The following is a 23,091-nucleotide window of genomic DNA, read 5'->3' as shown; positions in this document are numbered from 1 at the left end:
CGTTTAAAGGCGCGGGACAGTACCTACCGATTTTCCAGAAGTAAACAAGGACTGTATCTAAATTGCGGGGACGGCCGGTTGCAGAGGCCGGCGCCCCTATTGCCTTAGCCCTGGGAGTCGCCGGCTTGTTGCTTCATCATGCCGATGATGACGCGGATGACGAGGAGGCTGACGAGGCCGACCGCCAGACCGGCGAGCAGTTTGGAATATTTGCGCCAGGGCTGGGCTTTGGCGGCTTCGTTGGGCCGGGTTTCCAAGGTTGGGTAGAGCGGCGCTTCGGCCATCGTTTGCTTCGAGAGCCGGGCTTCCAGGTCGTAGCGCGGCGTCGGCATGTCCCAGGCCCGGAAACAGAGGGAGGCCGAGGCGGCGGACGCCGCCTCGAAGACGAGGTGGCGCGGGATGGCTTCGAGCTTCACGGCTTCTACCGCCAGAGGCACATCGTCGTAGTGGTGGATATCGATTTTGAGGAAGCGCTTGTTGGCTCTGAGCGTGATTTCCGCCTTGGATTCGTCGCCATAGCGATGGATTCCGGCGCCGCCCAGCCGCTGCCACGGTTCGTTTTCGCGGTTGCGCCCCTGCACGGTGACACTACGAACGAAGGATGCGGTCTTCACATTGAAAGAAATAAACTCAACCGGCCGGTTTTCAAACCCGGTATCGAACAGGAATGTCTGCACGGTCTGGGTTGTTTCGTTCTCGGGAACGTCCAATGCCTTGTATTCGACGGTTTCGCGTTCCGCTGTGGTTGCTACCTTGTGGAGAACGTTTGCGCGGGTAACCGAGAATGTCTCGGTGGCGTCCTTGGCGTTGGCATAGACCCGCACGTGGAGGCGCGCGGCATCGGAGGCGGGATAGCGGACAAGCCGGTTCCCGGCATTGCGGTGGTGGGCCGACCGGATCAGGTAGCCTGTGGCCATATGGCCGCGCGGCTCACGGGCGGTGAACACCTCGACCCGCCGAACATAGCCGTTGCCGGAGGAACGCAGCTCGAGTTGATTGTGCGGCTGAACTTTTCCATCAACTGCGGGAATCACCAGGTCGAATTGCCAATAGCGCTCCTCCGCATCGACAAACGAGGCATTGACGATTTCGGCCAGCTGCCCGCGCGACTCGACCTGGCTGCGGGCGACCGAGAGGTAGAATGGCCACTGCTTTCCAGCCGCATCCAGAATACGCAGGTCGTCCGGGAACGACCGGCACTGGGCGAACACATCGCCGGGTAGCGAGACCCGCCCCACCTGCCCGGCGGTGAATTCGCCGTCGATCTGGCGGCACAGCTCGAAGCGGGAAGCCATGGAAGATTCGGCGGCGCAACATAGGGAGAGCGAGCCGAAGACGGCCAGTATCAGATTAGATTTCTTCATTGTTGTCCTCCAAGGAATGGAAATAGGCGGAGGCCTTTTGGTAGGCGAAGGAGAGGAGCAGCAGAAGCACGCCGGTGACGATGAAGGCCGAGATGCGTTCGAGCCCTTTCAGCTCGGAAGAATCGACGACCAGCACCTTGAGCGTGGTGAGGCCGATCAGGATGAGACCGAAATAGCGGTGCGCGCGGCGGCGGCGGGCAAGGCCAAAGATGGTCAACGTGATGGCACTCACCGCCCAGAGTATGGTGACGGCCGTGCCGGCCCAGTCGTTCGAGATCCGGAAGAGCTCGATGGTCAGCACCCCGAGGGCGCCGGCCAGCGAAAGGATGTTGAGCAGGGTGGAAAAGTCGGGCGAGGGCAGCATGTAGGTGGCGCTGTTGCCGGCCATGCGGCGCGGCAAAAGGAAGGCGACCACGGCGAGGGCAAACAGCTGGATGTAGACCGCCGGGTTGGCGAAGGCGCGCATGCGGTAGCCGCCGACATCGAAGCCGATCCACGAGTCGAGCAGGAAGAGCTTCAGCGGAACCAGGATCAGCAGGATTCCGCCCAGCAACTGAAGCGATGATTGGGCGGGCATGAAATAGACGAGAGCCGCGCCGGCCACCAGCAGCGCCAAGGAGGTCATCACCCAGGCCAGCGCCTCGTCGGGGCCGATGGTCCAGAAGGTGTCGGCGAAGAATACGGCCAGCGCCGAGAGCACGGCGACCCACCAGAGGCCCTCCTGCCACTTGGGCGTTGTCTCGTCGTCGAAGCGGCCGGCCAGCCAGCCCTGGACGCCGAGGAGCGCGGCGGAAAGAAGGCCGACCATGAAGCGGGCATTCAGGAACAGGTTGCCGGGGGCATCGTGCAACGAAACATCGAACACCAGCGATTTCATGATGCCGAAGAAGCCCAGCAGGAAGGCCGCGCATTGCAACAGGCGGGAACGTACCCGGCCGGCGAACCAGGCCAGCACGACGCCTTCGATGGCCCAGCCCAGCGATACCCATTCGCCATCGAGCTGCGCGGGGAGTGCGAGCGTGGCAAAGACAAGCCCTCCGGCGAGGAAGGCGAGGATTTCCTCGTTGAAGCGCGCCAGCACCTTGAAGGCGAAGGCCGCGAGGCCGATGTGAAGCAACGCCATGGCCAGGAAGGCGGTTCCGAGCCATCCGTCCATGCCGGCATCGTCGAGGATCCAATAGACCGCACCGAGCAACAACAGCGAGGCCAGCAACAAACGGACAATATCGATGCGGCGTCCGGCAATCCGCTGCTCGCAGCGCAGCTTCAGCAGGCCGAGGGCGGCATATTCGAGGAAGTAGCCGACGGCAAACGCCAGGCCAATCCACCATTCGCTGCGCCCGAACCAATCCAGCCAGATGCAGAAGATGATGACGGTGAGCACGAACGAGAGGTTGTATAGCACCTGCCAGTTGCGCTTGATGCCGAGCAGAATGACGGGCGCGTTGATGACGGCGATGTAGACCAGCGGAAAGACGCCCTTATCGAAGTCGCCGCCGATCAACAGGGGGGTGATGAACGCACCGAGCACGCCCAGCACGCCGACCGCTTGGGAGCGGTAGGCCATGGCCAAGCCAAACACCGCGAAGGCGCTGGCCACCAACCCAACACCCGCCATCCAGACACCGATCAGCTGATAGATGCTGTAGGCGGCGAAAACACAGAAATAGAAGAGTGCCCCGCCACCGCCGGTCAGGACGCGTGCGAACAGCTGGTAGCGGTCGTCCTTCCGCTCCACGAAATGGCCAATTCCAACCATCGCCCCGCCGCAGAGAAGGCCGAGAATGATCCGTGTGCCCGGGCCAATCCAGCCCTGCTGGATCGAGTAGCCGACCAGCAGGACAATGCCGATCACCAATATGGCAATCCCGGCAAAGCTCGCCGCCTTGCCGCCGAGCATGAATTCGATTCCGGCTTTTGGCTTGGGTGGCTTCGGGGCGGCCGGTGGCGGTTTGGCCGCCGCCGGGCGAATGGGGGGAGGCGACACAACGGGTTCCGGAACCTTGAACGCATCCGGAATCTCTTTTGCCGGCGTTTCTTCCGGTAGAGGCGGCTCTTTCCAGGCCGGCGGAATTTGTTCCGCCCTTCGGCTGGCCTCGTAATCCCGCCGCAACGAAGTCACTTTGACCAAGGCCACGATGGAAAGGATCAGCGGCAAAACAAACACCACGAATACCAGCAATATAATTAGCCCTTCCATCACGCTCTCCCGCTCCCTTAATAAATTTCGATCTTCACATCGTTCTCGAATGCAAAGTGCTCGTCCGTGCCGGCCACCTTCTTGAAAGAAGGTAGGATACGATAGTAGACCTGTAGCGACAATGTGCAAAAGCCGGTCGTATAGATGATGTCCTTCGACACGGCTTCACCGGCCTCCGAGGGCGGCTTCCAGGCGCCGGAGGCATCCTGCGCCTCGATGAGCATCGGCGCAAACCGGTTGTTCCAGCTCGACCATTTGGAACCGCCCTTCTGGAAAATGGCCTGCGTGTTGTAGTACCACTCGTAGGCAATGTTGAAGCTCTTGTTCTTGCCGGTCTTTTCCCAGCCCTCGTCCCAGTCGGAGCACTCCTTGTCCTTGAGAAAAGCAAGCCCGGCCTTGACCTCCTCCGCATCGCCCTGCCCGGCTAGTTGAAGGCAGAGCACCGCCACGCCGGTCATATAGTCGAGATCGGCGTTGGGCGTCTTGTTGCCGAGGCGATAATAGAATTGGCCCTCCTTCGCGTGCATGCCCTGCACAAAGGGAACCGACTTGGCCAGTGCCTCACCGATGCCTTCAACCTGAACCTCGGCCGACTGTGCCGCCTTGAGCGCCTGCACCTGCCAGCCACCGACCGAAAGATCGCTCCACTTGTCGTGCTGGTAGCGGTGGTCCCACCCTCCGCCGGCCTGCTGTCCGTCGATAATCACTTCCACCGCCCTTTCAACCGGTTGCCTCAATGCCGGGGAGCGGGTCAAGGCGAACGCTTCCGACAGCGCATAGGTGGCAATGGCGTGGCCATAGACCCCGATGTCGTCGTGCGAACCAACCGTTTTCGAGAGCGGGCAAAAGCGACCGGTTGCTGGATCCTGTTCATCCAGTAGATACTCGATGGCGCGTTGCACCGTCCCGCCATATTGTTCCGACTGCGACGTTTCGCCATGGGCGAGATAGCTGAGCAGCGCCAATCCTGTCAACCGCGCCCGTTCCTGTTTGGCGGTCATGCTCTTGCTTTTTCCCACGCCCCACGAGCCGTCCTCGCTCTGCACCGTCTGCAGCCAGTCCAATCCCTTGAGCACTGCCTTTTCGGCCTGCCCGCCATAGCGCCCGCCAAATTCACGCAATAGCTTTTTGCGCCCCGCTGCCGAGCGCCCGACCATCAGCCCCTTGATCACCAACGGACTTTCGATCTCCGCCACCGAATCCAACCCGCTTAAGTCCAGCTCCGACTCCAGCATGGAATCCTGAAGCCCGTCATCCGGCGGCAGCTCATCGGCCAGTTCTTCCGGCGCCTCCAGCAGTTCTTCCTCGGTCTCGATTTCCTCCGCCTTTTCCACCTCGCGCTCGATCTTGTCCAATTCCCGAACCTGTTCCTCCACCACCTGCACGTCGATGGCCCGCTCCTCCTCCGGGGCATGGAAGACCAGCACCTTCAGCAGCACCACGAAGATGATCCCATGCACCACCACCGAAACCGCCGGGCCACCGATCTTGCTGATTAAACTGTTCCCGCTTCTGCTCATGGGTTTATCGATGACCGCAAAGACGCGAAGAAACGAAGACTCCTGAACCTTTTCGTCTTCGCGTCTTTGCGGTCATACATATTCTTGTGGCTCATCCTATTTCCCGCTCATGACTGAAATCTGTGTGAGTTTGTTTTCGGCGCACAGGTCCAGGGCTTTGATGAGGCGCCCGTGGAGCGACTGGTCGTCGCAGGAGACGAGCACCGTTTGCCGGGTGCTGACGCTGGCCAGCTTCCTTAACATTACGGAGAGCTCCTCCTCCGTGACTTCCCTACCGTTGATCGCGAAACCCTGGGGAAGCACCGCAACACGGATCATATCGGCGGGAGGTTGCTGTTTCTGCGCCGCATCCGGCGATGGTCGGGAAATGTCCAGATGCGCCAGGATATCCGCCGTGCTGAACGTCACCAGGAAATAGATCAGCAACTGGAACACCACATCGATCATCGGCGTCATCGATAGTTCGATTTCTTCGTTGGTTCCTGCAAATCTTCTGGTCTTCTTCCGTCTCATTCTTGCGTTCTTTGCGTTCCTTCGCGGTTAATCAATACTGTCCTTTACGGCAACGAATGCGATTTTGTAGAGGCCGGATGACGTGCAGATATCCATCACGTTCTTTACGTGGCTGTGCTGCACGCCGGCATCCGCGCGAATCAGGATTGGAATCGTGATTCCGTGTTTTCCATAGTCGGCGACGGTCTTGTTCAACACGCTCCGGAGCCTGGCCATGGTCAAAGCCGTCCGGGCGATGGAGACCTTCCCTTTTTCATCGACTTCAATGGTGATGGTGCGGGGATCTTTTTCCTGCGCCATCGAGGGGGCGTTGGGCGAGTCGGGCAGGTTGATGAATTCCGAAAACATTTCCTGCTCCAGCTGCGCCGTGCAGACGAAGAAAATGATCATCTGGAACACCACGTCGATCATCGGCGTCATGTTGATGCCGCCGTTACCTCCTTTCTGGAAACTCCTTCTCATGCTTCTTTAACCACTAATTTTCACTAATCAGCACTAATTATCTTTATGGCTGATTAGTGTCCATTAGCGTGGATTAGTGGTTTGTCTCCTTATTCTTAAGTCCCTTCATGACCTCCATGGTCAGGCTTTCCATGGTGAGGATGACCTTGGCGGCGCGGTTGCGGAAAAAGAAGTAGGAGCCGATGGCCGGAACGGCGATGACGAGCCCGGCGGCGGTGGTGTAGAGCGCCTGCGAAATGTTGATGGCGAGCAGCGCGTTCTTGGCCGCGCCGGAGGTGGTGCCGAGCGTAGCAAAGGCGAGGATCATCCCCTGCACCGTGCCGAGCAGGCCGAGCATCGGGGCCAGGTTGCCGACCACGTTGAGATAGTTGACGCGCTGGAGCATCTTTTCGCTCTCCATGTCGGCGGCGATGCCGATGGCCTCCTGCGCGGTCTCGAAACCATCCTCAACGTTTTCAAACCCGGCCAGCAGAATATTGGAGTATGGCCCCGGCACGTCCTTGCAGCGTTGCGCCGCCTTTTTCAGGCTCCCCTCGTCGATCGCCTCGCGCACGAGCGACACCAGCGTCTTGGGAATAATCTTCGACTCGCGAATGTTGATGACCGAATCGACGATCAAGGTGCCCGCCGCCAGCGACAGCCCGGCCAGCCCGATCCAAAGCGCCATCCCGAACCCGCCGCCGCCCTTGACGACATCCATGAAGCCGGAAACCTCCTCCGGCGCGGCCTCGGCCGTCGCCACCGCCTCGCTCTTCACCACCTCCTGCGCAAACACAGGGGCCGCGCACACTAGCAAAACCAACATCATCCGTTTCATACCCACTTCTCCTTCTTAAAAACGATTAGCCACGAGAGAGCGCAAAGAACCCAGAGAATAGGTCTTTGCTTACTTTGCGTTCTTTTGTGGCAAATCCTCCTGTTGTCCGAGTTTTTGTTCCGCCGTTTTTGCGAGTTCCTGTTGTGCCTTGAAAAAGGTGGCGACCTTGAGCCAGTCGCGGCGCGCGCCTTGGGTGTCGCCTTGGGCGGCCTTGAGGTCGCCGCGCATGAGATAGGCCTGGGCCGCCGCCTCGCGAGTTCCCGTGGCGATATCCTGCTCCAAAACAGGGAGCACCGAACCGGTCTGGCCGGATTTGACCATGGCTTCCCTTAACTTGGCCTGAACATCCGCATCCTGTTTTTCCAACCGTTGGAACTCGGTGGCGGCCTGGGCAAACTGCCCGGTCGCATAGTAGTGGTTGGCCAGCAGGAGGATCGCATTTTGGTCCCACGCCAGGAAGCGGCAGTCGGCCTTCACTATTTCCAGCAAGGGAACGGCCTTTTCGCCCTGCCCTTCGAGCAGGAGCCTTTCCGCCTGCGCCAGCTCCGGCGGCCGATCGGCGGATGCGGAACGATACTGCCCTTTCCGGAAGGTCATCTTCTGGCCGGTTGCAGTAACAAGCGTAACTGAACCATCTTCGGCGGCGCTGATTTGCGTGCCGTTGATCTGCCGGCCGGATTGGGTGACGACATAGGCGGCCTCGGCGGAACCCGCCAAGAGCAGAAGCAGAAGGCTATTGCGCCAGCGCATCGGCAGCCTCCTTCCGGTATCCCGCCACCACGTTGAGTTGATCATGCTTGGGGAAGAGTTCCTCGAACTGGTCGCAGCTTTCGACGGCGAGTTGGTATTTCCGCAGCTCCAAAGCGATCGGTAGGCTGGCGACGATGCTATCGGCGATGAGCGGCCGGTTGGCCAGGGTGTCGGGGTCGGCCAGCAGGGCGATGCGCTGGAGGGCGGCGAGTTTTTCCTCCGGTTCCTGCAGCACCTGCGCCCACTCGTAGGCCACGGCATAGTCCTGCTTCAGGGCAACCACTTCGCCATAGGGCTCCGCCGCTTCATTGATCCGGCCGAGCCGGACCAACGAACGCGCCTGCATGAGGCGGGCATCGAAATAGCGCCCGCTGTTCGGATATTTCGCCAGCAGCGTTTCCAGGGTCTGGAAACTCTGCCCGAACTGTCCGCGGCCAAACTGCGCAGCGGCGGTTCCATACAGGGCGCGCTCAACGAATGCCCGCTTGGCGTTCAGCGGAACGGCGGCGAATGCGCGTTCGGCGAGCGTATGGCGCTGGGCAGAAAGCAGACCCTCGCCGGTGGAAAGATAGACCTCGTGGCCATAGGCTTTCCGGTCCGCGAGCATCCGGTCGAGCACCTGCCCGGCAATATCGAACCGTTCGGCCTCGACGGCCGCGACGATCAGGCCGGCCAAGGCGGTGCGCGATGCGGCGGCTTCCGGAAAACGTTCGCCGAGGGTTTCCAAGGTCTGGAAGGCGGCATCGAAGGCGCCCGCCACCAGAAGCGCCTGCGCCTTTTCCCCAAGCGCGGTTGGCACGAGGTTGGAGTCCGGGAATTCCGCAATGAACTGCTCGAGCCGGGCGGGATCGGCGGAACGGCTGGCCTGGATGTAGACCGCCTTTTGGAGCTCGGCGCCCGTTTCCCCTTTGGTGCGGAGCGCGGCTTCCAGCTGATGGAAGCGGTTGATGGCCTCTGGCCAATCCCCGGTCTTGTAGGCCTTCCACGCAAAATAGGAGAGGATATCGGTGCGGCGGGCGTCCGATGGGAAGGAAGCCAGATAGAGATCGAAAACGCCTTCCCCCATTTCCTCATGGCCCGACTCGATGTATTGCCGCCCAATGCCGAGCACGGCGACGGGTGCGTTGGTATCGGAGCCGAACCGCTCGCAAAGGTATTCCGCGGAGGCCATCGCCTCATCATCGCGCCCGAGGTTCAGGAAACAGACACCCAGATTGCGCAGGGCCTCGATGGTTTGGCCCGACTCCGGGAAAAAATTGATGGCGTCGAGAACCTGATCCACTGCGGCCCCATGGTTTCCTTCGGCGGTCAGCCGGGCCCCCAGCCTAAACTTGTTCCGAACGAAGGTGGCGCGGTGTTGGCCAAGGTCGATCCGCACCTCTTTGCCCCGGCCTTCAACAAAGGCCTTTGCGGCTTCCGCCTTTTGCTGCGCCTGCATTCCCCACGGGCTGTCCCCATATTTAATTTGGACGTTGTAGAAATGTTTGAGCGCCTCGATCGCCGGTTCGAGCTGGTTGGTTGCTTCGTATTCCATGCGGTAGGTCTCGCCGAGGGCATGGCGGCAACCCGCCACCGGGCTGATGGACGAAACCGGAATCCCGTTGGCCGCGAGGTTTTTCTCGATGTTCTGCAACACCTCGGCCTGGCCCCAGAGCAGGGAACGCGCCTCCTTCCAGTTGCCCTCGAGCAATAGCAACCGCCCCCAGGTCACGACCGAGTCGCCGAACCAAAGATCCATCGCCCCCAGCTGCACATCCGAGCAAAGCGCCAGCGCCTCGGCCTTGAGTTTTTTCCTTTCGGTTGCGGAGAGCTTTTCGGTTTCGAGCCGCCGCACGGCGGCCTGGGCCACCTGCGCCTTGAGCCGGTGGATCCCGGATTTTTCGGATGTCTCCGCCAAGGCCTTGGCCAAATCGGTGTAGGACTGCGCGAAACCCGTCCCGCACCACAGCAGCATCCCAAGAATACCCACCCGCAAAACCATTGCCAAAGCATATCAGTCTTGCAATAAACGTCAACGCCCCAATGCTTAATGATTGCTATTAAACCATTCCCATGTGGGCTCAAAAGCCTATGATCCCCCCCGATCCGGAGGATATACCCATGTGCTTGAAAAGCCTCTTCACGACGACCGCATGTTCAGTGGCACTATTCGCCCAGGCGATTCCCGAACCGACCTACACGGTGGCCATCACCTCCGCACCACCCTATTCGGCCTCCGGCGAATTGTTCATCCTCAAAGCCGACACCAACTCGGCGGCCTTGAACAATCCGGTTTTGGTGGTGGAGGGTTTCGATATCGGCAACAGCATGAACTGGCCGGAGCTGTATGGACTGCTGAACGAAGAAAACCTCGTGGCCGACCTGCAATCCTTCGGACGCGACCTGGCGGTGCTCAACTTTGGCGACTCGACGGCGGACATTCTGGGCAACATGGCCCTGAACGCAACCGCCATCGACTACGTCAACGCCAACCGCGCCGACGCGGCGGACAAGTTTGTGGCCGTCGGCGCCAGCCTCGGCGGGTTGACCCTGCGCAAGGCGCTGGTCGATGCGCCGAACCACGACGTGGATACCTGGATCAGCTTCGACGCCCCGCACGAGGGGGCGAACATTCCACTCGGCTTGCAGGAATACCTGGAGTTTTTCGGCCCGCAAGACGATGCCGCCGCCGAAATGCTGGCGGCGCTCGACAGCCCCGCCGCCCGCCAGATGCTGCTGTTGCACCACAGCCACCCGGATGGGTTGGCGGGCGGAAGCCTGCCGGAACGCCCGGATTTCGTGGCCACGATGGCCGCCGCCGGCTATCCGACCAACTGCAAAACGATTGCCATCTGCAACGGTTCCGGATTCGGGGAAACGTATCCGTTCAACGCGGGCGAGCGCATCATCCACTGGACGGATTCCGGCGGGTTGTTCGATCCCTCCATTGTTTCCGACGTTTATTCGTTGCCTGCTGCTCCGGCAACGGTGTTCTCGGGCAAGATCACGCTCCTCTTCATCACCGTGGATTCCGCCACGGTCGAGGCCTACCATCCGCTCTCGTTCGACAACGCGCCGGGCGGGGCCCGCTCCACCTTTCTCGACCTCTTCGCAAACCTCCCCACCAGCGGCGACGACTATTGCACCCAAACCAACCACTGCTTCATCCCGACGGTCAGCGCGCTGGGCATACCCATCGAAAACATTGCCTCCAACCTCGATGCCCATGCGGAGCTGCTGGCGCTTAGCCCGTTCGACGAAATCCACTATGCCGTCACCAACGAGCCGCATGTGCAGATCAATCCGCGAAACAAGCGCTGGCTCATGCGCGCCGTACTTGAGGACATCGATACCGACGGCGATGGCTACGACGACTACGAGGAATATTTGCTGGGAACCAACCCTGCCTCGCCGGACAGCACGCTGAACATTGTGGCGGTCATCGAGGTGGCGCTGGTGGAAGGCTCCGCATCGTTGGCGTGGAACGCCTTCCCGAACACCCGATACGAAGTGTGGTACTCGCCCGAACTGGGCGAGCCGTGGCAGCCGCTCGAAACCCTTCCGCCGACCTCCGATCCCGCCATCCTCCGGGAATACGCGGTTGATGGTTCGGAAGCCTCGGGCTTCTTCAAGATCAGTGCCAACCCCGTGGATCCGGTGGATGATTAATCAATGAAAAAGGGCGGGATCAAATGTCCCGCCCTTTGAATCATTCGCCGTTATGGCGCAATATTATTTCCCGATCTTGTAGGGGCCTTTCCCATTTCCGTTGTCGCCCCAGACACGCTTGCCCGTCCAGCAGTGGTCGGGACGAACCATTTCGCACATTTCCTTTTTCCATACGCGAGGCTTGCAGGGCTTCATGCAGGGATCGCCGTTTTCGAGCGGGTCGTAGAGGAATTCCTTCACCTTGGCGAACTGGCCATAGCTCTGCGGCCCCATTTCTTCGCCATCCTCGGTGTACCAGATGCCGTCGACCAGCACGGCGGTATCCGGAACTGCCACGATTTTCGAGTAGTAGTAGAGATAGACCGTCTTGGTTTTGCCTTTCTTGCACGTCACCTTGATGGGTTCGACCTGGAACTGGGTCAGCTCGGCGCCGGAATTGATGTAGGAGGGGAATCCATAGTGGCGGTCGAGGTTGCCGTCGGGTTCGTCGCCCATGCTGTCGTCGCCGCGGTCCTGGTTGCTGAGCCAGGCATCGTTCCAGCGCATGTAGAGGCGGACGTCGCGCAGGCCCCAGAACCATTCGCCGGAGAGCGCTTCCTCGGCGGCTTCAACGGAATCGAAATATCCATAGGCCACCAGCGCCTGGTAATATTTCTTGGCATTGCCGCCATAGGGGGGCAGGCCGTCGCCGCCGAGATAGACGTTGGCGAAATAGCCGACGAATTTGTGCTGCTGGTAGTTGTAGCCGAACATGTCGCGCTGCGCCGTCCGGGGCCAGCCTTCAAGATAGTGGCCTTCGGGGTAGAAAATGGTGGGGGGCTTGTCTTTCAGGGTATTCGCATCGGCCATGCCGGTGATGATTATGCATCCAATTGCAATAAGCAGTGTTCTTGTCTTCATCGTACTCTCCTTTTGGCTAAGTCCAATTTCTATAGAAAGTTACATGCCAACCATGCATGCAACGCCCGAACTGCATTTGAATTCTTTACGCCGAAAGCCGGGGAAAGTCAAACCATAGCTTGGTGGGCGCCATATTTTCCACGAACGCCTATTCGAGGGTTTCCGGAATTTCGCGGTAGAATAGAATCAGGATGATTCCAACCCCGATGGCCTCGTAGCCGATGGCCTGCAAGGCGGGATAGGGCCCGGCCTTCCAGGCATAGAGGCAGAACGAAATCCCGGTCACGAGAAGGACGCCCAGCGTGAAAACCGAGGTAATGCTGACGGGATCCCGCCACTCCTCCCGCAAATGGCGCAACCACCCGAAATATTGATAGGCCATCAGCACAAAGACCGTGGAGGAAAGGAAGGAATAATCCTCCACCGCCGGAACCATGATGAAGGCATCGTAGAGCCCGTGGATGGCAACGGCGGAGACGAAGGTGGTCAGCGCATGCTGGATCTCCTCGCCCCGGTGCGCAACGGCGCGCGTCAGCGTTAGGCCGCACATGGCCGTGAGCGCAATGTGCAGGAAGTTGGCGGTGGCAAAACGGCCCAGCGCGCTCACGCCCGCCGTGCTCTCGAAATAGTTGATGTTTTCCTCGATGGCAAATCCGAGCCCCACCAGCCCGGCAATCGTCAGGATCTCCAAATCGGTGCGCTTCAGCAGAAAGGGAATGAGGGGAACAAAAAGCAGCAGCTTCATCGCCTCCTCGCGCAATCCGATGCCGAGGATGCAGTAGACGATCTGCCCCACCGTCTCCTGCCCCATCGTGAAACCGAGCTGGTATTCCTGCCAATAGATGAACAGGAGGGTGGCATGGGTGGACAATGCACCGAGCAGCAGGGCCGGCACCGCGAGCTTCAGCACGGAAAGGCTTCCATTGAACCGGAAAAGAATCGTGGCCCAAACCAGCCCGGATAGCAGGGCCAGCACGGCCATCGCCAGGTTGGTGCCCTCGTAGGCCGACCTGAAATGCGCCTTGACCAACGCAGGCCAATCCATCCTGGAGAGGGCGACCTCCCGCAACACAAAGCTGGAGATGAAAGGTTTGTATTCCGGATCGGAGATGAGCTTTTCGAGTTCGTTGAATTGTTTTGCGTCGAGATAGGTGTTTACCAACCGCCTACGGGCCGGATCGGAGTTGTGGAATTCGATTTCCCGCTTCAGCGCGGCGATGGACTTGGAATTTTCCTGCCGGCTCTCGCGGAGCAGGGCCAGCGCATAGTTGGCGTGCGCAACCGGGGCATCGCCCCCCGCGAGGGCAACGAGCGCCGCTTCGTTCTTTTCGCCCGAGGCGGCCGCAACAAATGCCGACGCCACCGCATGCTCCTTCCCGGAAAGGTTGGGGAGCTCCGTTGCAACGGGCACGGAAACCCGATCATCCGGGGCGGCGAAATAGAGCAGGAACCGGATGTTTTCGAGCTTTTCGTGGAACGGCGCAGGACTCGCCAGCATGTCGCGGACGGCATCGGCCACCGCCGTGTTGTGCGCGGGCCGCGTATAGTCGCCATCGAGCTCTTCAGTGAACTCATCCACATAACGCGGCACCGACACGATGCGTTGATAGGAGTCCAGGCGCCCCGTGTTCAGGGAGCCGATCCCCATGCCCAGCAAAACAAAGACCACCGCCAACACCAACGTGCTCTTCCATAGGAAATCAACCTGCCTGGTAAGATGATACAGATCCCGCTTATTCATTGGCGCCTTAATCGTTGAGCCAGTCAGGTTCCCAAAGAAAGCGTTCGAGGTCAATCCTGCCCGCCTCGCCTAACTCCACGCCCTCGGCCTCCAGCAGGTCGCGCTGCTCCTCGTAGCCGTGGCCGGGCCTGAGGGAAATGGTTCCCTTGCTGCTGATCACCCGCCACCACGGCAGCTTTTCCTTCGAGCCAAACGTATGCAGCACCCGCACCACCTGCCGCGCCGCACGCGCGTTCCCGGCCAGCGCCGCGATCCCGCCATAGGTCGCCACCTTCCCGCGCGGGATGGAGCGGATGATTTCGATGATCTCTTCGGTGAACGGTTGCATGGTTTAGTCGAAGGTTATTCGCTCCCAACCGCTTTCATAAAGACAATAGGCAGCGACGGTGGCGGCAATGAAGGCAAGCAAAAGCGCCAAATGCAGGATGACCGTCTTGTGGCGATGCTCTCCCCTTGCCCAAAAGAATGCACTAAGGGAGGTTGAGCCCCAAACCGTGAGCCCAAGAATGTAAAACAGGTCGAGATAGTAAAACAGACACGGCACGAACGCGACGGCGAAGAATAAAATGAACGAAACGAGAAACAGCGCCCACTTTTTCCCGGGTGTGTCCAGCGGCGGCAACGTTCGAACCAAGACCCGGCCGAAAACCATCAGCCCGGCCGCCAGCGCCACGCCTCCAACCAACAGGCTCCATGCAAACATCGCCACGACCGGAACCAGGATCGTTGCAACGAAGGTTAGGACTACTTTAAGGGTTCGGTTCATCTGTATTTATCGGCCTTTTAGGGTGACCTTGAAACGCCCGCCTTCGATTTCCCCTCGTGAACGGAATTCGTCGAGCGCTTCAACCAGTCTTCCCGACGCCCGGCTCAATACCGGATGGTCTGACTCGCAGATCACCGCGATCCGCTGCGCCAGAAATAGATGGCCCTCGGTCGAGTTTGCCACGGCTTCCTTTCTTCATTGTTTCCCATGCAAGATCCTTGTTGATTCACCGGCTATCATGCACACGCGAGTGAATCATACAGCTGAAATCAAATGCCATCTTCAAATGCTAACGGTTGTGGCTACAACGCGGTAATCGCATGCAATGCTTCATCGACCGCGCCTCCCGCCAAGCACGGCGGGTCGATCCGCGTTGCATTTGAATTTGGGCAAGGTATAAAAACCCGATGAAGATTCCGAAACGACTCAACGATTTGATCGACGATGGCCTCGTGGATGAAGTCCTCCGCCAACTGATGAGCGGCAAGGAAGCCACCATATTTGTCGTCCGCTGCGGAACCGAAATCCGGTGCGCCAAGGTATATAAGGATGCGGCGAAGCGTAGCTTTAAGAAGGCCGTGGAATATCGCGAAGGACGCCATGTGCGCAACACCCGCCGTGGCCGCGCAATGGCCAAAGGCTCCAAGTTCGGGAAAAAGGAGCAGGAGGAAATCTGGCAAAACACCGAAGTCGATGCGCTCTACCTCCTGGCCCATGCCGGCGTCCGTGTTCCAAAACCCTACGGCTGCTTCGATGGCGTGTTGCTGATGGAGCTAATCACCGATGCCGAGGGAGGCGTTGCGCCACGGCTGAACGATGTCGCCATGGGAGCAGAACAAGCGCGGAAGGATCATGCGGTGGTCATGCAGCATATTGTTCGCATGCTTTGCGCCGGAATTGTGCATGGCGACCTGTCGGAATTCAATGTCCTGGTCGATGGGTCCGGCCCCGTCATCATCGATCTTCCGCAAGCGGTGAATGCCGCCGGCAACAACAATGCCCGTTCCATGCTGGCGCGCGACGTCAAAAACATGACCGCCTACTACGGCCGTTTTGCCCCCGACGTGCTCAAGAGCAAATATGCCAAGGAAATCTGGGCGCACTATGAAGCCGGCACCCTCACCCCCGAGACCCAGTTGACCGGACGCTTCAAGGAAAGCACCAAGCGCGCCGATGTGAAGGGCGTGCTGAACGAGGTCGAATTCGCCGCCGCGGAGCATGAAGAACGCCTGCGCCGGCAGCGCGAACGCGAACTGCTGGAAAAAGAGCAACACCACGAATTTCCACAAAAGAAGAAAAACCGGCGGCACCGGCATCGGAGATAGGTTTCCCCCTCCTTTTCCTCCATTTGCGGCTGAAACAAAAAAAAACAGCGCGCGGTAAGGGGGAGGAACCGCGCGCTGCTCCGGCGTGCAAGCACGCCGTCAGGGAGTTGTGTTGGTAGTTACGTAGACCCGGCTCCCCGGAAAGGGTTCAAAAAAAATCAGCGAAATTTTCCACCGCCTGGACATCCGTTATCCTTCACTCGGGAAGGAACCACGGGTGAACACCGATGGACGCTGATATTCAAGAAGATACGGAATGGGTCCACCCACCCTGTAGGTTGGATAGAAAACCTTGGGGTAGGCTTTCCAGCCTGCCCATCCCGGCCATGGGCAAGCAATAAGGCAGCAAGCGTTCAGCGATGGAAAGCAACGTAGTACCGATCAACAAAACGGGAAAATCAGCAGGCCGTTGAAAAACGACCATGGAAGGGGTTTTTGTGTTTGACCGGAACCTCTAATGGGTGACCCTTTTGCCCTTTTCCTGACCCCTTTTCTGCCTTCCACTGCAACACGGCAATACCGGAAGACGAATGCAGACAACCGATGTTTTCTTGAATAGGTAGCGCACAGGGATGTACCGCATGATTTTCTGGGACGTCATGGATCTTAGTAATCCGTGACAGCCGCCACCGACCGCAAGGTTGGAATCCTGGCCGCCCGAGCCCGCACGGTTGTTTGAGGGAGCCTTGCTTCACTCGCCCATGTAGAAATAAAAACGGCACGCATTGAGACCAGGTTGGACAGTTCAATCGATAGTGGTAGTTGGAAAAACACGAAGATTGAGACAGGGGAATTTTTGTCTTTACTCAGAGGGACTTAATGGTGGTTCGATTTGTTTTACATTTCTTTAAGTGCGAAGGCTTGAAGTATAATGAAAGCTAAATAAGACGACCCCGTGAACACTATACCTGCAATTAAGCTGAAAATAGTGCCGATTGAAATTATAGGTTCCAATATAGCCTCTTCTGGATTGTCGGGATTATAGATAACAGTAACATCACTTCCTAATGGGTATTTCGACAATAGCGATTCAATTCTAGATTTGTTGGATGATGTATATTCACCGAAGAAGATTTTGTTGGATGATAAAACTTGGTCATTTGCAATGAATTCATATCTAATTCTCGGTTTGTATTGATATTGAATTCCAGTCTTCTGAGATCGTAATTTATGCAATTCTGAATAGCTAACAGAACCAATGGTCGTAGGCCATGATCTGCTCTTCAATGATTTGATTAAGCGAGATATTCCATATTTAAAAGCACTATAGCCGAAGAGGATGAATCCTAGTGGAAGAACAAATGACATTATTTGTGCGTATAAATTCATTTTCTTTTATCGAACGTCTCGGTGACCGGTGGACCGGTCACCGCGACGTTGATCTGGCGGAGCCAGATCAACGTTCAGCCTGACCTGCCGTGCGCAAGCCATTCGGGTCAGGCCGCCTATTTCGTCATTTCGGCTTTCAACTTCCATAACGGCCCCTCTTTGGATCCATCTACCGCCCGAAAAAAGAGTCAGGCCGCCTAAATCGTCATTTTGATTTCAGCTTCCCCCCCTCCGTTGAGGCCAACGACCGACCACCTTTACCTTCCGTACTACTATCCGTCAATTTCTAGTTTTCCTGACCAGTTTTCACCCCCGCTGCGGTAGAGGACACTGAGCACAGAGGATTAGGATGCTCTGTTTCTCTGGGATCTCTGTGGTAAAAAAATCCGTGTTTTCGGTTTTCATCTGTGGTTGGTTGCGGCTATGCGACGCTAGGTTTATCCGTGTTCATCTGTGGTTCATTTACGTTTGCAGGGTTATTTTTTCTTTTTCGCCTTCCCGCTCTGGCCCTGGTATTCGGGGCGCTTAAGGAGGGCGTCGAGATAGGGTTCGTAGGCCGGATCCTCCACCCAGAAGCGGCGGCCGGGATCGGGGCCGACCACCTTGCCTTCGGGATAGTCCGCGCCGGCATCGCTCTTGGCGATCGACTCGGCCAGCGCAACCACCTGCTTTTTCAGCCTTGCGGCGATCTCCGGCTGCCCACCCAGGATATCGGTGGTTTCCTTCGGATCGGTTTTCAGGTCGTAGAGTTCGAACCGGTTCTTTTTTCGGTTGAAGATGATCTTGTGGTCGTTGTCGATCAGCAGCGTATTGTCGCCAAACTGGAACGGCAGCGGCTTTTTGCGAAGCCCCGGTTCCTGTCCAAAGAGCGGAACCAGGCTTTCTCCGTCGATCGGGCCGCCCATGCTTTGCCTTGGAAGGCCAAGCAATTCCACCAGTGTTGGGAACATATCCACCGCGCCCGCCGGATATTTCGTGATGCGCGGTTTGATGCCCACCGGCCATTCGATGATGCCGGGGACGCGCAGCCCGCCTTCGTAGACCGTACCCTTCTTCCCGCGCAGGCCCCCGACCGAGTCGCACCCCACGCCGCCGAGGCCGCCGTTGTCGCTGGAGAACCAAACGAGCGTTTCGTCGGAAAGGCCCATTTTGCGCAATCCGGAGCGGAGCGTCCCGACGCTGCGGTCCATGGCCACCAGCTCGCCGTGGTGCTGCTTTCCCTTGGCGTCCAAGCTTTCGAACGCCTTGGAATCCCCATCGGTGGCGATGAAGGGGCTGTGGGGCGAGCCATACCAAATGACCGCGAACGATGGTTTTCCGTCGGCGTTCTGCTGCTCGATAAACTTTAGCGCCTCGGCAACGATCACTTCCGAGGAGTCACCCTTGAATTCCTCGAACGTACCCTTGCGGCTCATGATCGGGTTCATGTCGAAAAAGTTGGTCACGGTGAGCCACTCGTCGAAGCCGAAGGTTCCGGGATGGTGCGAGTCGGAACCCAGCACGGGGGCGCCGGGGCCGCGCAGGCCGTTGAGGTGCCATTTGCCGAAATGGCCGGTGGCATAGCCGGCGGCCTTCAGCGCCTGGGGCAGGGTCTTTTCCTGATGGCGCAGCGGATGGCCGTGGGAATAGACACCGGTGCGGTCGTGCGTGCGGCCGGTCAGCACCGTTGCGCGGGTCGGCGAGCAGACGGGGCCGCCGGCGTAGAAGCGGTCGAACCGCAGGCCGCTGGCCGCCATGGCATCGAGGTTGGGGGTTTTGAGCAACGGATGGTTGTTGTAGCCGGTCTGGCCCCAGCCCTGGTCGTCGGACATCACCAAGACAATATGCCGAGGCTTGGCCGTTGCCTGCGCGAGCGCCGGAACCGCCGCGAACGCAACGGCGGATTTCAAACAAGAGCGTCTGTTCATTTTGGATTCCCCTTGGGTTATCCAACAAACGCCGGCAAACGCTGTATTCAGGACACCACGGACTGCGGGGAGGTTTGCTATTCCCCTAAATAGGCTTCGGTGGAGACCACCTCGCGGTAGGACTCCCCGGCGGGGGTCGGCATTCCGTCGATGATGACCTGGCGGTGATGGGCCTTGTCGCCGAGGTTGAAAACGGCGTAGCGCTCGATGAAGTCGGCCTTTTCCATTGCTTCGCAATATTCTTCGATGCGCTTGGCATTTTCCTTGGGCGAGGGGTTGTGGTTCTTGGTCCAGCTGGCGCCGTTGTTGAATTCGGTCAGCCAGATGGGGCGGCCGGTGCGTTCGTGAATGGCCCTCAACCACCCGACCAGCTTTTCCGCACTCCAGTTGGCCTTGTAATAGTGCACCGCAACAAAATCCACCCGCAGTCCACGCTCATCGGCTTTTTCGATGAATTCATACAGCCAGTCCACCTTGCCGTCGGTCGGGCACGGGCTGCCGAGCCGCAAGCCGGAGGCCTGCAGCTTCGGCCACATGTCCAGGCACTGTTCGAGGGTCATGTTGCCCTGGTCTTTCTGCATCGGCTCGTTGAAGCCCAGCAGGTGGGTTACGTTCTGCTTGGCATTGATCTTCGAAAAGCTATCCCACGATTTATTGTGCCGCATCGGGACAAACTCCATATCGAGCGTCGATTCGCCGTTCGCGCTCCAGTCGTATTTCCAGTGGGCCCCCAGCTTTTCGGCGGTGGTGAGCTTGCCGCCGAAGCCTTTCTTGGCCGTCCAGTTCCATGGGAAAACCCGCACGAACGAAACCTTGCCCACGAGTTCGTTCGGCAGTTTCGAGACCCGTAGATCCGCGTCGCGCGCGATGAATACCTGGCTTGCACCGGAACCGTCCCCGTTTTCGGCCAAGGTGGCCATGTAGCCCTTTTTCAGGACGAACGACATGATCCGGTCGTCGTCCTTCCCGAGCTCCTTGGCCCGGTGGTATGCGTGGACCTTGAAGCTTCTCGCGCCGCCACCGAACGACATCCGTTCATAGGTCTGCAAGGCCGGATAATCCGGCCCATGCGGAATGACCAACGTTCCGCCAACATGGGGGGCCAGGCGGACGTTTTCGCCAACCTTCGCCGCAACGCCCCGCACCTTTAAAAACCGCAGAAACCGTTCATTCACCTCGGAAGGCCGCAGTGCGGGAAAGGAGACCCAGGCATCGGGCGACCTGAAATCGATCTCGCCGCGCAAGATTGGATCCTCGGCGTCCTCCAGCGTCAACCAGGTTTCCCCCTCCAGCGCGATCCGCCAGCCATTGACCTGCCGCAGCGAGCGGCTCCCCCCCTTGACAACGGTTTCTTTCAAGCCACCGGCGGCCAGGGAAGAGGCGGTTAGCAGCGCCATGGCTCCCGCACATAGATAAAGCATGGATGGTTTCATGGGGCATGTTTTTATCAGCAAGCTCGGCCGGTCGCCACGCCAAGCCGCACAATTTTTTGTTCGCGGCGCCATTTTAATGAAGTTCGTTGGAATTTCTGATTGATGTTGCGGGGGTAGAACGGTTCCAATCGATGCATGACGCCTGCCTTCCTCACCACCCTGCTCTGGAGCTACTGCCTCATTCCCGCCCGCCAGTCCGTGGCCCAGATCGGCGAGAATGCGGCCAATTTCTGGCGGCTGCTGGTGGCCGTGGTGGCCATGGGGCTGCTTTCGGCCTGGGGAGGAATCAGGCTGGGCAACGAAGCCTTCGCCTGGTTTTTCCTGAGCGGCATCATCGGCTTTGGATTCGGGGACATCGGCGTCTGGTTTGCGCTTCCGCGGATCGGGAGCCGACTGACCCTGCTGATGGTGCATTGCATCGCGGCGCCGCTGGCGGGATTGGCGGAATGGCTGTGGCTGGGCACCACGGTCGGCGCCACGCAGCTGGTTGCCTTGGCCGTTATCCTGGGCGGCATCTCCCTGGCCCTGTTTCCGGAACATGAACGGGAACATGCCGAACAACGCAAATATACATCCGGCATCCTTTTCGGAGTGCTCGCGGCCCTCGGCCAGAGCCTGGGCGCGGTTTGCAGCCGGAAAGCCTTCACCATGCCCGGAGCCGCGGACTTCCAGGGGATCGGCGACTATGTTTTCCTGGGCACCACCTCCGGCTTTGCACGGTTGGTCGGGGGCATCCTGATCGCCGGTTCGTTCTGGCTGATCAGCCGTTGGCACAAAGCCTGGCGGACGCCCCCCGAACAGGAGCGCCGTAACGATCCGCTGGCCGGAAAAGCCAAGAACATCCTGCTCTGCGCCACCGCCGGGCCCATCCTCGGGGTGATCTGCTACCAATGGGCGCTGGCAACAACGCCGAGCATCATCGTCCAGCTGATCGTTTCCATCTCGCCGCTGGTCATTCTGCCCATGACCTGGTTCATCGAACATGACCGCCCGTCGAAACGCTCACTGGCCGGCACGCTAATCGCGGTGGTCGGCGTAGGCATCCTTGTATTTGCCGCGGCCTAGTCCAGACCTCGCATTCCCGGTTTTTTCTTCGTGCCCATTCGGTGGCTACACGTCTATTCTTCCGGAGATTGCCAACGAAGGAGAGCATGCGATGAGAATTGAGTATGACATTAAGCTGGGGTTCAAGGATGTGATGTTTCGGCCGAAACGGTCGACCCTGAAGAGCCGCGCACAGGTCGACCTCGACCGAACCTTCCGATTTTTGCATACCGGTAGCGTCTGGACGGGCGTCCCGATCATGGCGGCCAACATGGATACGGTCGGCACCTTCGAGATGGCCCTCGCCCTGGCGGAACGCAACCTGTTCTCCGCCATCCACAAGCACTATACCGCCGGGGAGTGGCAGCAGTTCCTCGCCAACGCCCCCGAAGGCATCGAAAACCATGTTTCGGTCAGCACGGGTACCAGCGACGAGGATTTCAAGAAGCTCGTTGCGATCAAGGACGCCAACCCCCAACTCAAATTTATCTGCATCGATGTCGCCAACGGCTATTCCGAGCATTTTGTCGCCTTCCTCAAAAAGACGCGCGAGCAGTTTCCGGAAAAGGTCATCCTGGCCGGCAACGTGGTGACCGGCGAAATGGTGGAGGAGCTGCTGCTGGCCGGCGCCGACCTGGTGAAGGTGGGCATCGGCCCCGGCTCGGTTTGCACCACCCGCGTGAAGACCGGCGTGGGCTATCCCCAGCTCTCGGCCATCATCGAATGCGCCGACGCGGCGCACGGCCTGGGCGGCCAGATTATCTCGGATGGCGGCTGCGCCATTCCCGGCGACGTGGCCAAGGCCTTCGGGGCCGGCGCCGACTTCGTGATGCTCGGCGGAATGCTGGCCGGGCACGACGAATCGGGCGGCGAGGTGGTGGAAAAGGAGGGCGGGCAGTTCAAGCAGTTCTATGGCATGAGCTCCTCCACCGCGATGGAAAAGCATGTCGGCGGGGTGGCGAACTACCGCGCCAGCGAAGGCAAGACCGTCGAGGTGCCCTACCGCGGCGCGGTGGAAGGCACGCTCAACGACATTCTAGGCGGCCTGCGCAGCACCTGCACCTATGTCGGCGCCGCAACGCTCAAGGAGCTCACCAAGCGCACCACCTTCATCCGCGTCGCCGAGCAGGAAAACCGGATCTATACGAAACCGTAGGCGGCGCGGGGCCCTGCGCTTCCTTAAAAAAAAATCCATGCCCATATTGCACTCCGGCCGCCTTACGGCCCTCCCCTCCTCATCGAAGAGCAATACCCAGGCCCGGATTGCTCGAAGCGAGTTTGGAGCGGGCGATTGAGCAGGTGGGATATGTCTATTCTGATATTGTGTAGCGAGCCCGTTCAGACGAACGGATTTTTCTTTGCCTCAGATTAC

At 59.1% G+C, this 23,091-nt stretch carries 20 protein-coding genes; 4 read left to right on the top strand and 16 right to left on the bottom strand.

All coding sequences use genetic code 11. The features are described 5' to 3' along the window. Positions 1 to 104: 104 nt before the first annotated feature. The 8 genes from E9954_RS27615 to E9954_RS27580 all read right to left on the bottom strand — a co-directional run bounded on the left by E9954_RS27615 (position 105) and on the right by E9954_RS27580 (position 9,607). Entirely contained in the window at positions 105 to 1,364 is a 1,260-nt protein-coding gene (locus tag E9954_RS27615) for a DUF3999 domain-containing protein (RefSeq protein ID WP_136082528.1), read from the bottom strand. Further along, entirely contained in the window at positions 1,351 to 3,564 is a 2,214-nt protein-coding gene (locus E9954_RS27610) for a DUF2339 domain-containing protein (protein ID WP_136082527.1), read from the bottom strand. Before E9954_RS27610 ends, E9954_RS27615 begins: the two co-directional genes overlap by 14 nt. Before the next feature lie 17 nt (positions 3,565 to 3,581). Next, entirely contained in the window at positions 3,582 to 5,084 is a 1,503-nt protein-coding gene (locus tag E9954_RS27605) for a prenyltransferase/squalene oxidase repeat-containing protein (protein WP_136082526.1), read from the bottom strand. Positions 5,085 to 5,180: 96 nt separating this feature from the next. Next, positions 5,181 to 5,597: an ExbD/TolR family protein gene (locus E9954_RS27600; protein ID WP_136082525.1), complete on the bottom strand. Its 417-nt coding sequence runs from the start codon at positions 5,595 to 5,597 to the stop codon at positions 5,181 to 5,183. A 27-nt stretch (positions 5,598 to 5,624) separates the two neighbouring features. Further along, positions 5,625 to 6,059 (bottom strand): ExbD/TolR family protein, encoded by a 435-nt coding sequence (locus E9954_RS27595; protein WP_136082524.1) that lies wholly within the window; start codon positions 6,057 to 6,059, stop codon positions 5,625 to 5,627. Between the two features lie 73 nt (positions 6,060 to 6,132). Continuing rightward, the gene (locus tag E9954_RS27590; protein ID WP_136082523.1) at positions 6,133 to 6,876 is read right to left on the bottom strand and encodes a MotA/TolQ/ExbB proton channel family protein; all 744 of its coding nucleotides are present in this window, start codon (positions 6,874 to 6,876) and stop codon (positions 6,133 to 6,135) included. Positions 6,877 to 6,945: 69 nt separating this feature from the next. Then, positions 6,946 to 7,626 carry a hypothetical protein gene (locus tag E9954_RS27585; RefSeq protein ID WP_136082522.1) on the bottom strand — a complete coding sequence of 227 codons (681 nt, stop codon included), beginning with the start codon at positions 7,624 to 7,626 and terminating at the stop codon, positions 6,946 to 6,948. Further along, positions 7,610 to 9,607 carry a tetratricopeptide repeat protein gene (locus E9954_RS27580; RefSeq protein WP_246046752.1) on the bottom strand — a complete coding sequence of 666 codons (1,998 nt, stop codon included), beginning with the start codon at positions 9,605 to 9,607 and terminating at the stop codon, positions 7,610 to 7,612. The genes E9954_RS27585 and E9954_RS27580 overlap by 17 nt, the downstream gene beginning before the upstream one ends. Before the next feature lie 119 nt (positions 9,608 to 9,726). Here E9954_RS27580 and E9954_RS27575 point away from each other — a divergent pair, with 119 nt between their 5' ends. After that, complete coding sequence (locus tag E9954_RS27575) at positions 9,727 to 11,274, top strand: esterase/lipase family protein (RefSeq protein ID WP_136082520.1); 1,548 nt, start codon at positions 9,727 to 9,729, stop codon at positions 11,272 to 11,274. A gap of 63 nt (positions 11,275 to 11,337) precedes the next feature. Here the strand turns inward: E9954_RS27575 and E9954_RS27570 are convergent, their stop codons facing one another. The 5 genes from E9954_RS27570 to E9954_RS32800 form a co-directional block, all read right to left on the bottom strand. Then, complete coding sequence (locus tag E9954_RS27570; RefSeq protein WP_136082519.1) at positions 11,338 to 12,174, bottom strand: hypothetical protein; 837 nt, start codon at positions 12,172 to 12,174, stop codon at positions 11,338 to 11,340. A gap of 148 nt (positions 12,175 to 12,322) precedes the next feature. Beyond that, entirely contained in the window at positions 12,323 to 13,915 is a 1,593-nt protein-coding gene (locus tag E9954_RS27565) for a PrsW family glutamic-type intramembrane protease (protein ID WP_136082518.1), read from the bottom strand. A 7-nt stretch (positions 13,916 to 13,922) separates the two neighbouring features. Beyond that, the gene (locus E9954_RS27560; RefSeq protein ID WP_136082517.1) at positions 13,923 to 14,243 is read right to left on the bottom strand and encodes an MGMT family protein; all 321 of its coding nucleotides are present in this window, start codon (positions 14,241 to 14,243) and stop codon (positions 13,923 to 13,925) included. A 3-nt stretch (positions 14,244 to 14,246) separates the two neighbouring features. Next, positions 14,247 to 14,681 (bottom strand): hypothetical protein, encoded by a 435-nt coding sequence (locus E9954_RS27555; protein ID WP_136082516.1) that lies wholly within the window; start codon positions 14,679 to 14,681, stop codon positions 14,247 to 14,249. Between the two features lie 6 nt (positions 14,682 to 14,687). After that, positions 14,688 to 14,864, bottom strand: a complete 177-nt coding sequence (locus E9954_RS32800) for a hypothetical protein (protein WP_168442642.1) — start codon at positions 14,862 to 14,864, stop codon at positions 14,688 to 14,690. 224 nt (positions 14,865 to 15,088) lie between these two features. On the opposite strand from E9954_RS32800, the gene E9954_RS27550 reads away from it, so the two are divergent. Then, complete coding sequence (locus E9954_RS27550) at positions 15,089 to 16,006, top strand: PA4780 family RIO1-like protein kinase (protein ID WP_136082515.1); 918 nt, start codon at positions 15,089 to 15,091, stop codon at positions 16,004 to 16,006. 837 nt (positions 16,007 to 16,843) lie between these two features. Here E9954_RS27550 and E9954_RS33970 read toward each other — a convergent pair. The 3 genes from E9954_RS33970 to E9954_RS27535 all read right to left on the bottom strand — a co-directional run bounded on the left by E9954_RS33970 (position 16,844) and on the right by E9954_RS27535 (position 20,663). Beyond that, a complete protein-coding gene (locus tag E9954_RS33970; protein WP_407947778.1) occupies positions 16,844 to 17,314 on the bottom strand; it encodes a DUF3592 domain-containing protein in 471 nt (156 codons plus the stop codon). 497 nt (positions 17,315 to 17,811) lie between these two features. Beyond that, the gene (locus E9954_RS27540) at positions 17,812 to 19,242 is read right to left on the bottom strand and encodes a sulfatase family protein (RefSeq protein ID WP_222847344.1); all 1,431 of its coding nucleotides are present in this window, start codon (positions 19,240 to 19,242) and stop codon (positions 17,812 to 17,814) included. A gap of 77 nt (positions 19,243 to 19,319) precedes the next feature. After that, entirely contained in the window at positions 19,320 to 20,663 is a 1,344-nt protein-coding gene (locus E9954_RS27535; RefSeq protein WP_168442641.1) for a glycosyl hydrolase, read from the bottom strand. A gap of 147 nt (positions 20,664 to 20,810) precedes the next feature. On the opposite strand from E9954_RS27535, the gene E9954_RS27530 reads away from it, so the two are divergent. Both E9954_RS27530 and E9954_RS27525 read left to right on the top strand, forming a co-directional pair. Next, positions 20,811 to 21,740 carry a DMT family transporter gene (locus E9954_RS27530; protein WP_136082512.1) on the top strand — a complete coding sequence of 310 codons (930 nt, stop codon included), beginning with the start codon at positions 20,811 to 20,813 and terminating at the stop codon, positions 21,738 to 21,740. Between the two features lie 91 nt (positions 21,741 to 21,831). After that, positions 21,832 to 22,875, top strand: coding sequence for a GMP reductase (locus E9954_RS27525; protein WP_136082511.1), 1,044 nt, complete (start codon positions 21,832 to 21,834; stop codon positions 22,873 to 22,875). The last annotated feature ends 216 nt before the right edge of the window (positions 22,876 to 23,091 follow it).

Source organism: Pontiella desulfatans (genome assembly GCF_900890425.1).
GTDB lineage: Bacteria > Verrucomicrobiota > Kiritimatiellia > Kiritimatiellales > Pontiellaceae > Pontiella > Pontiella desulfatans.
This window is presented reverse-complemented; position numbering and strand designations above follow the sequence as displayed.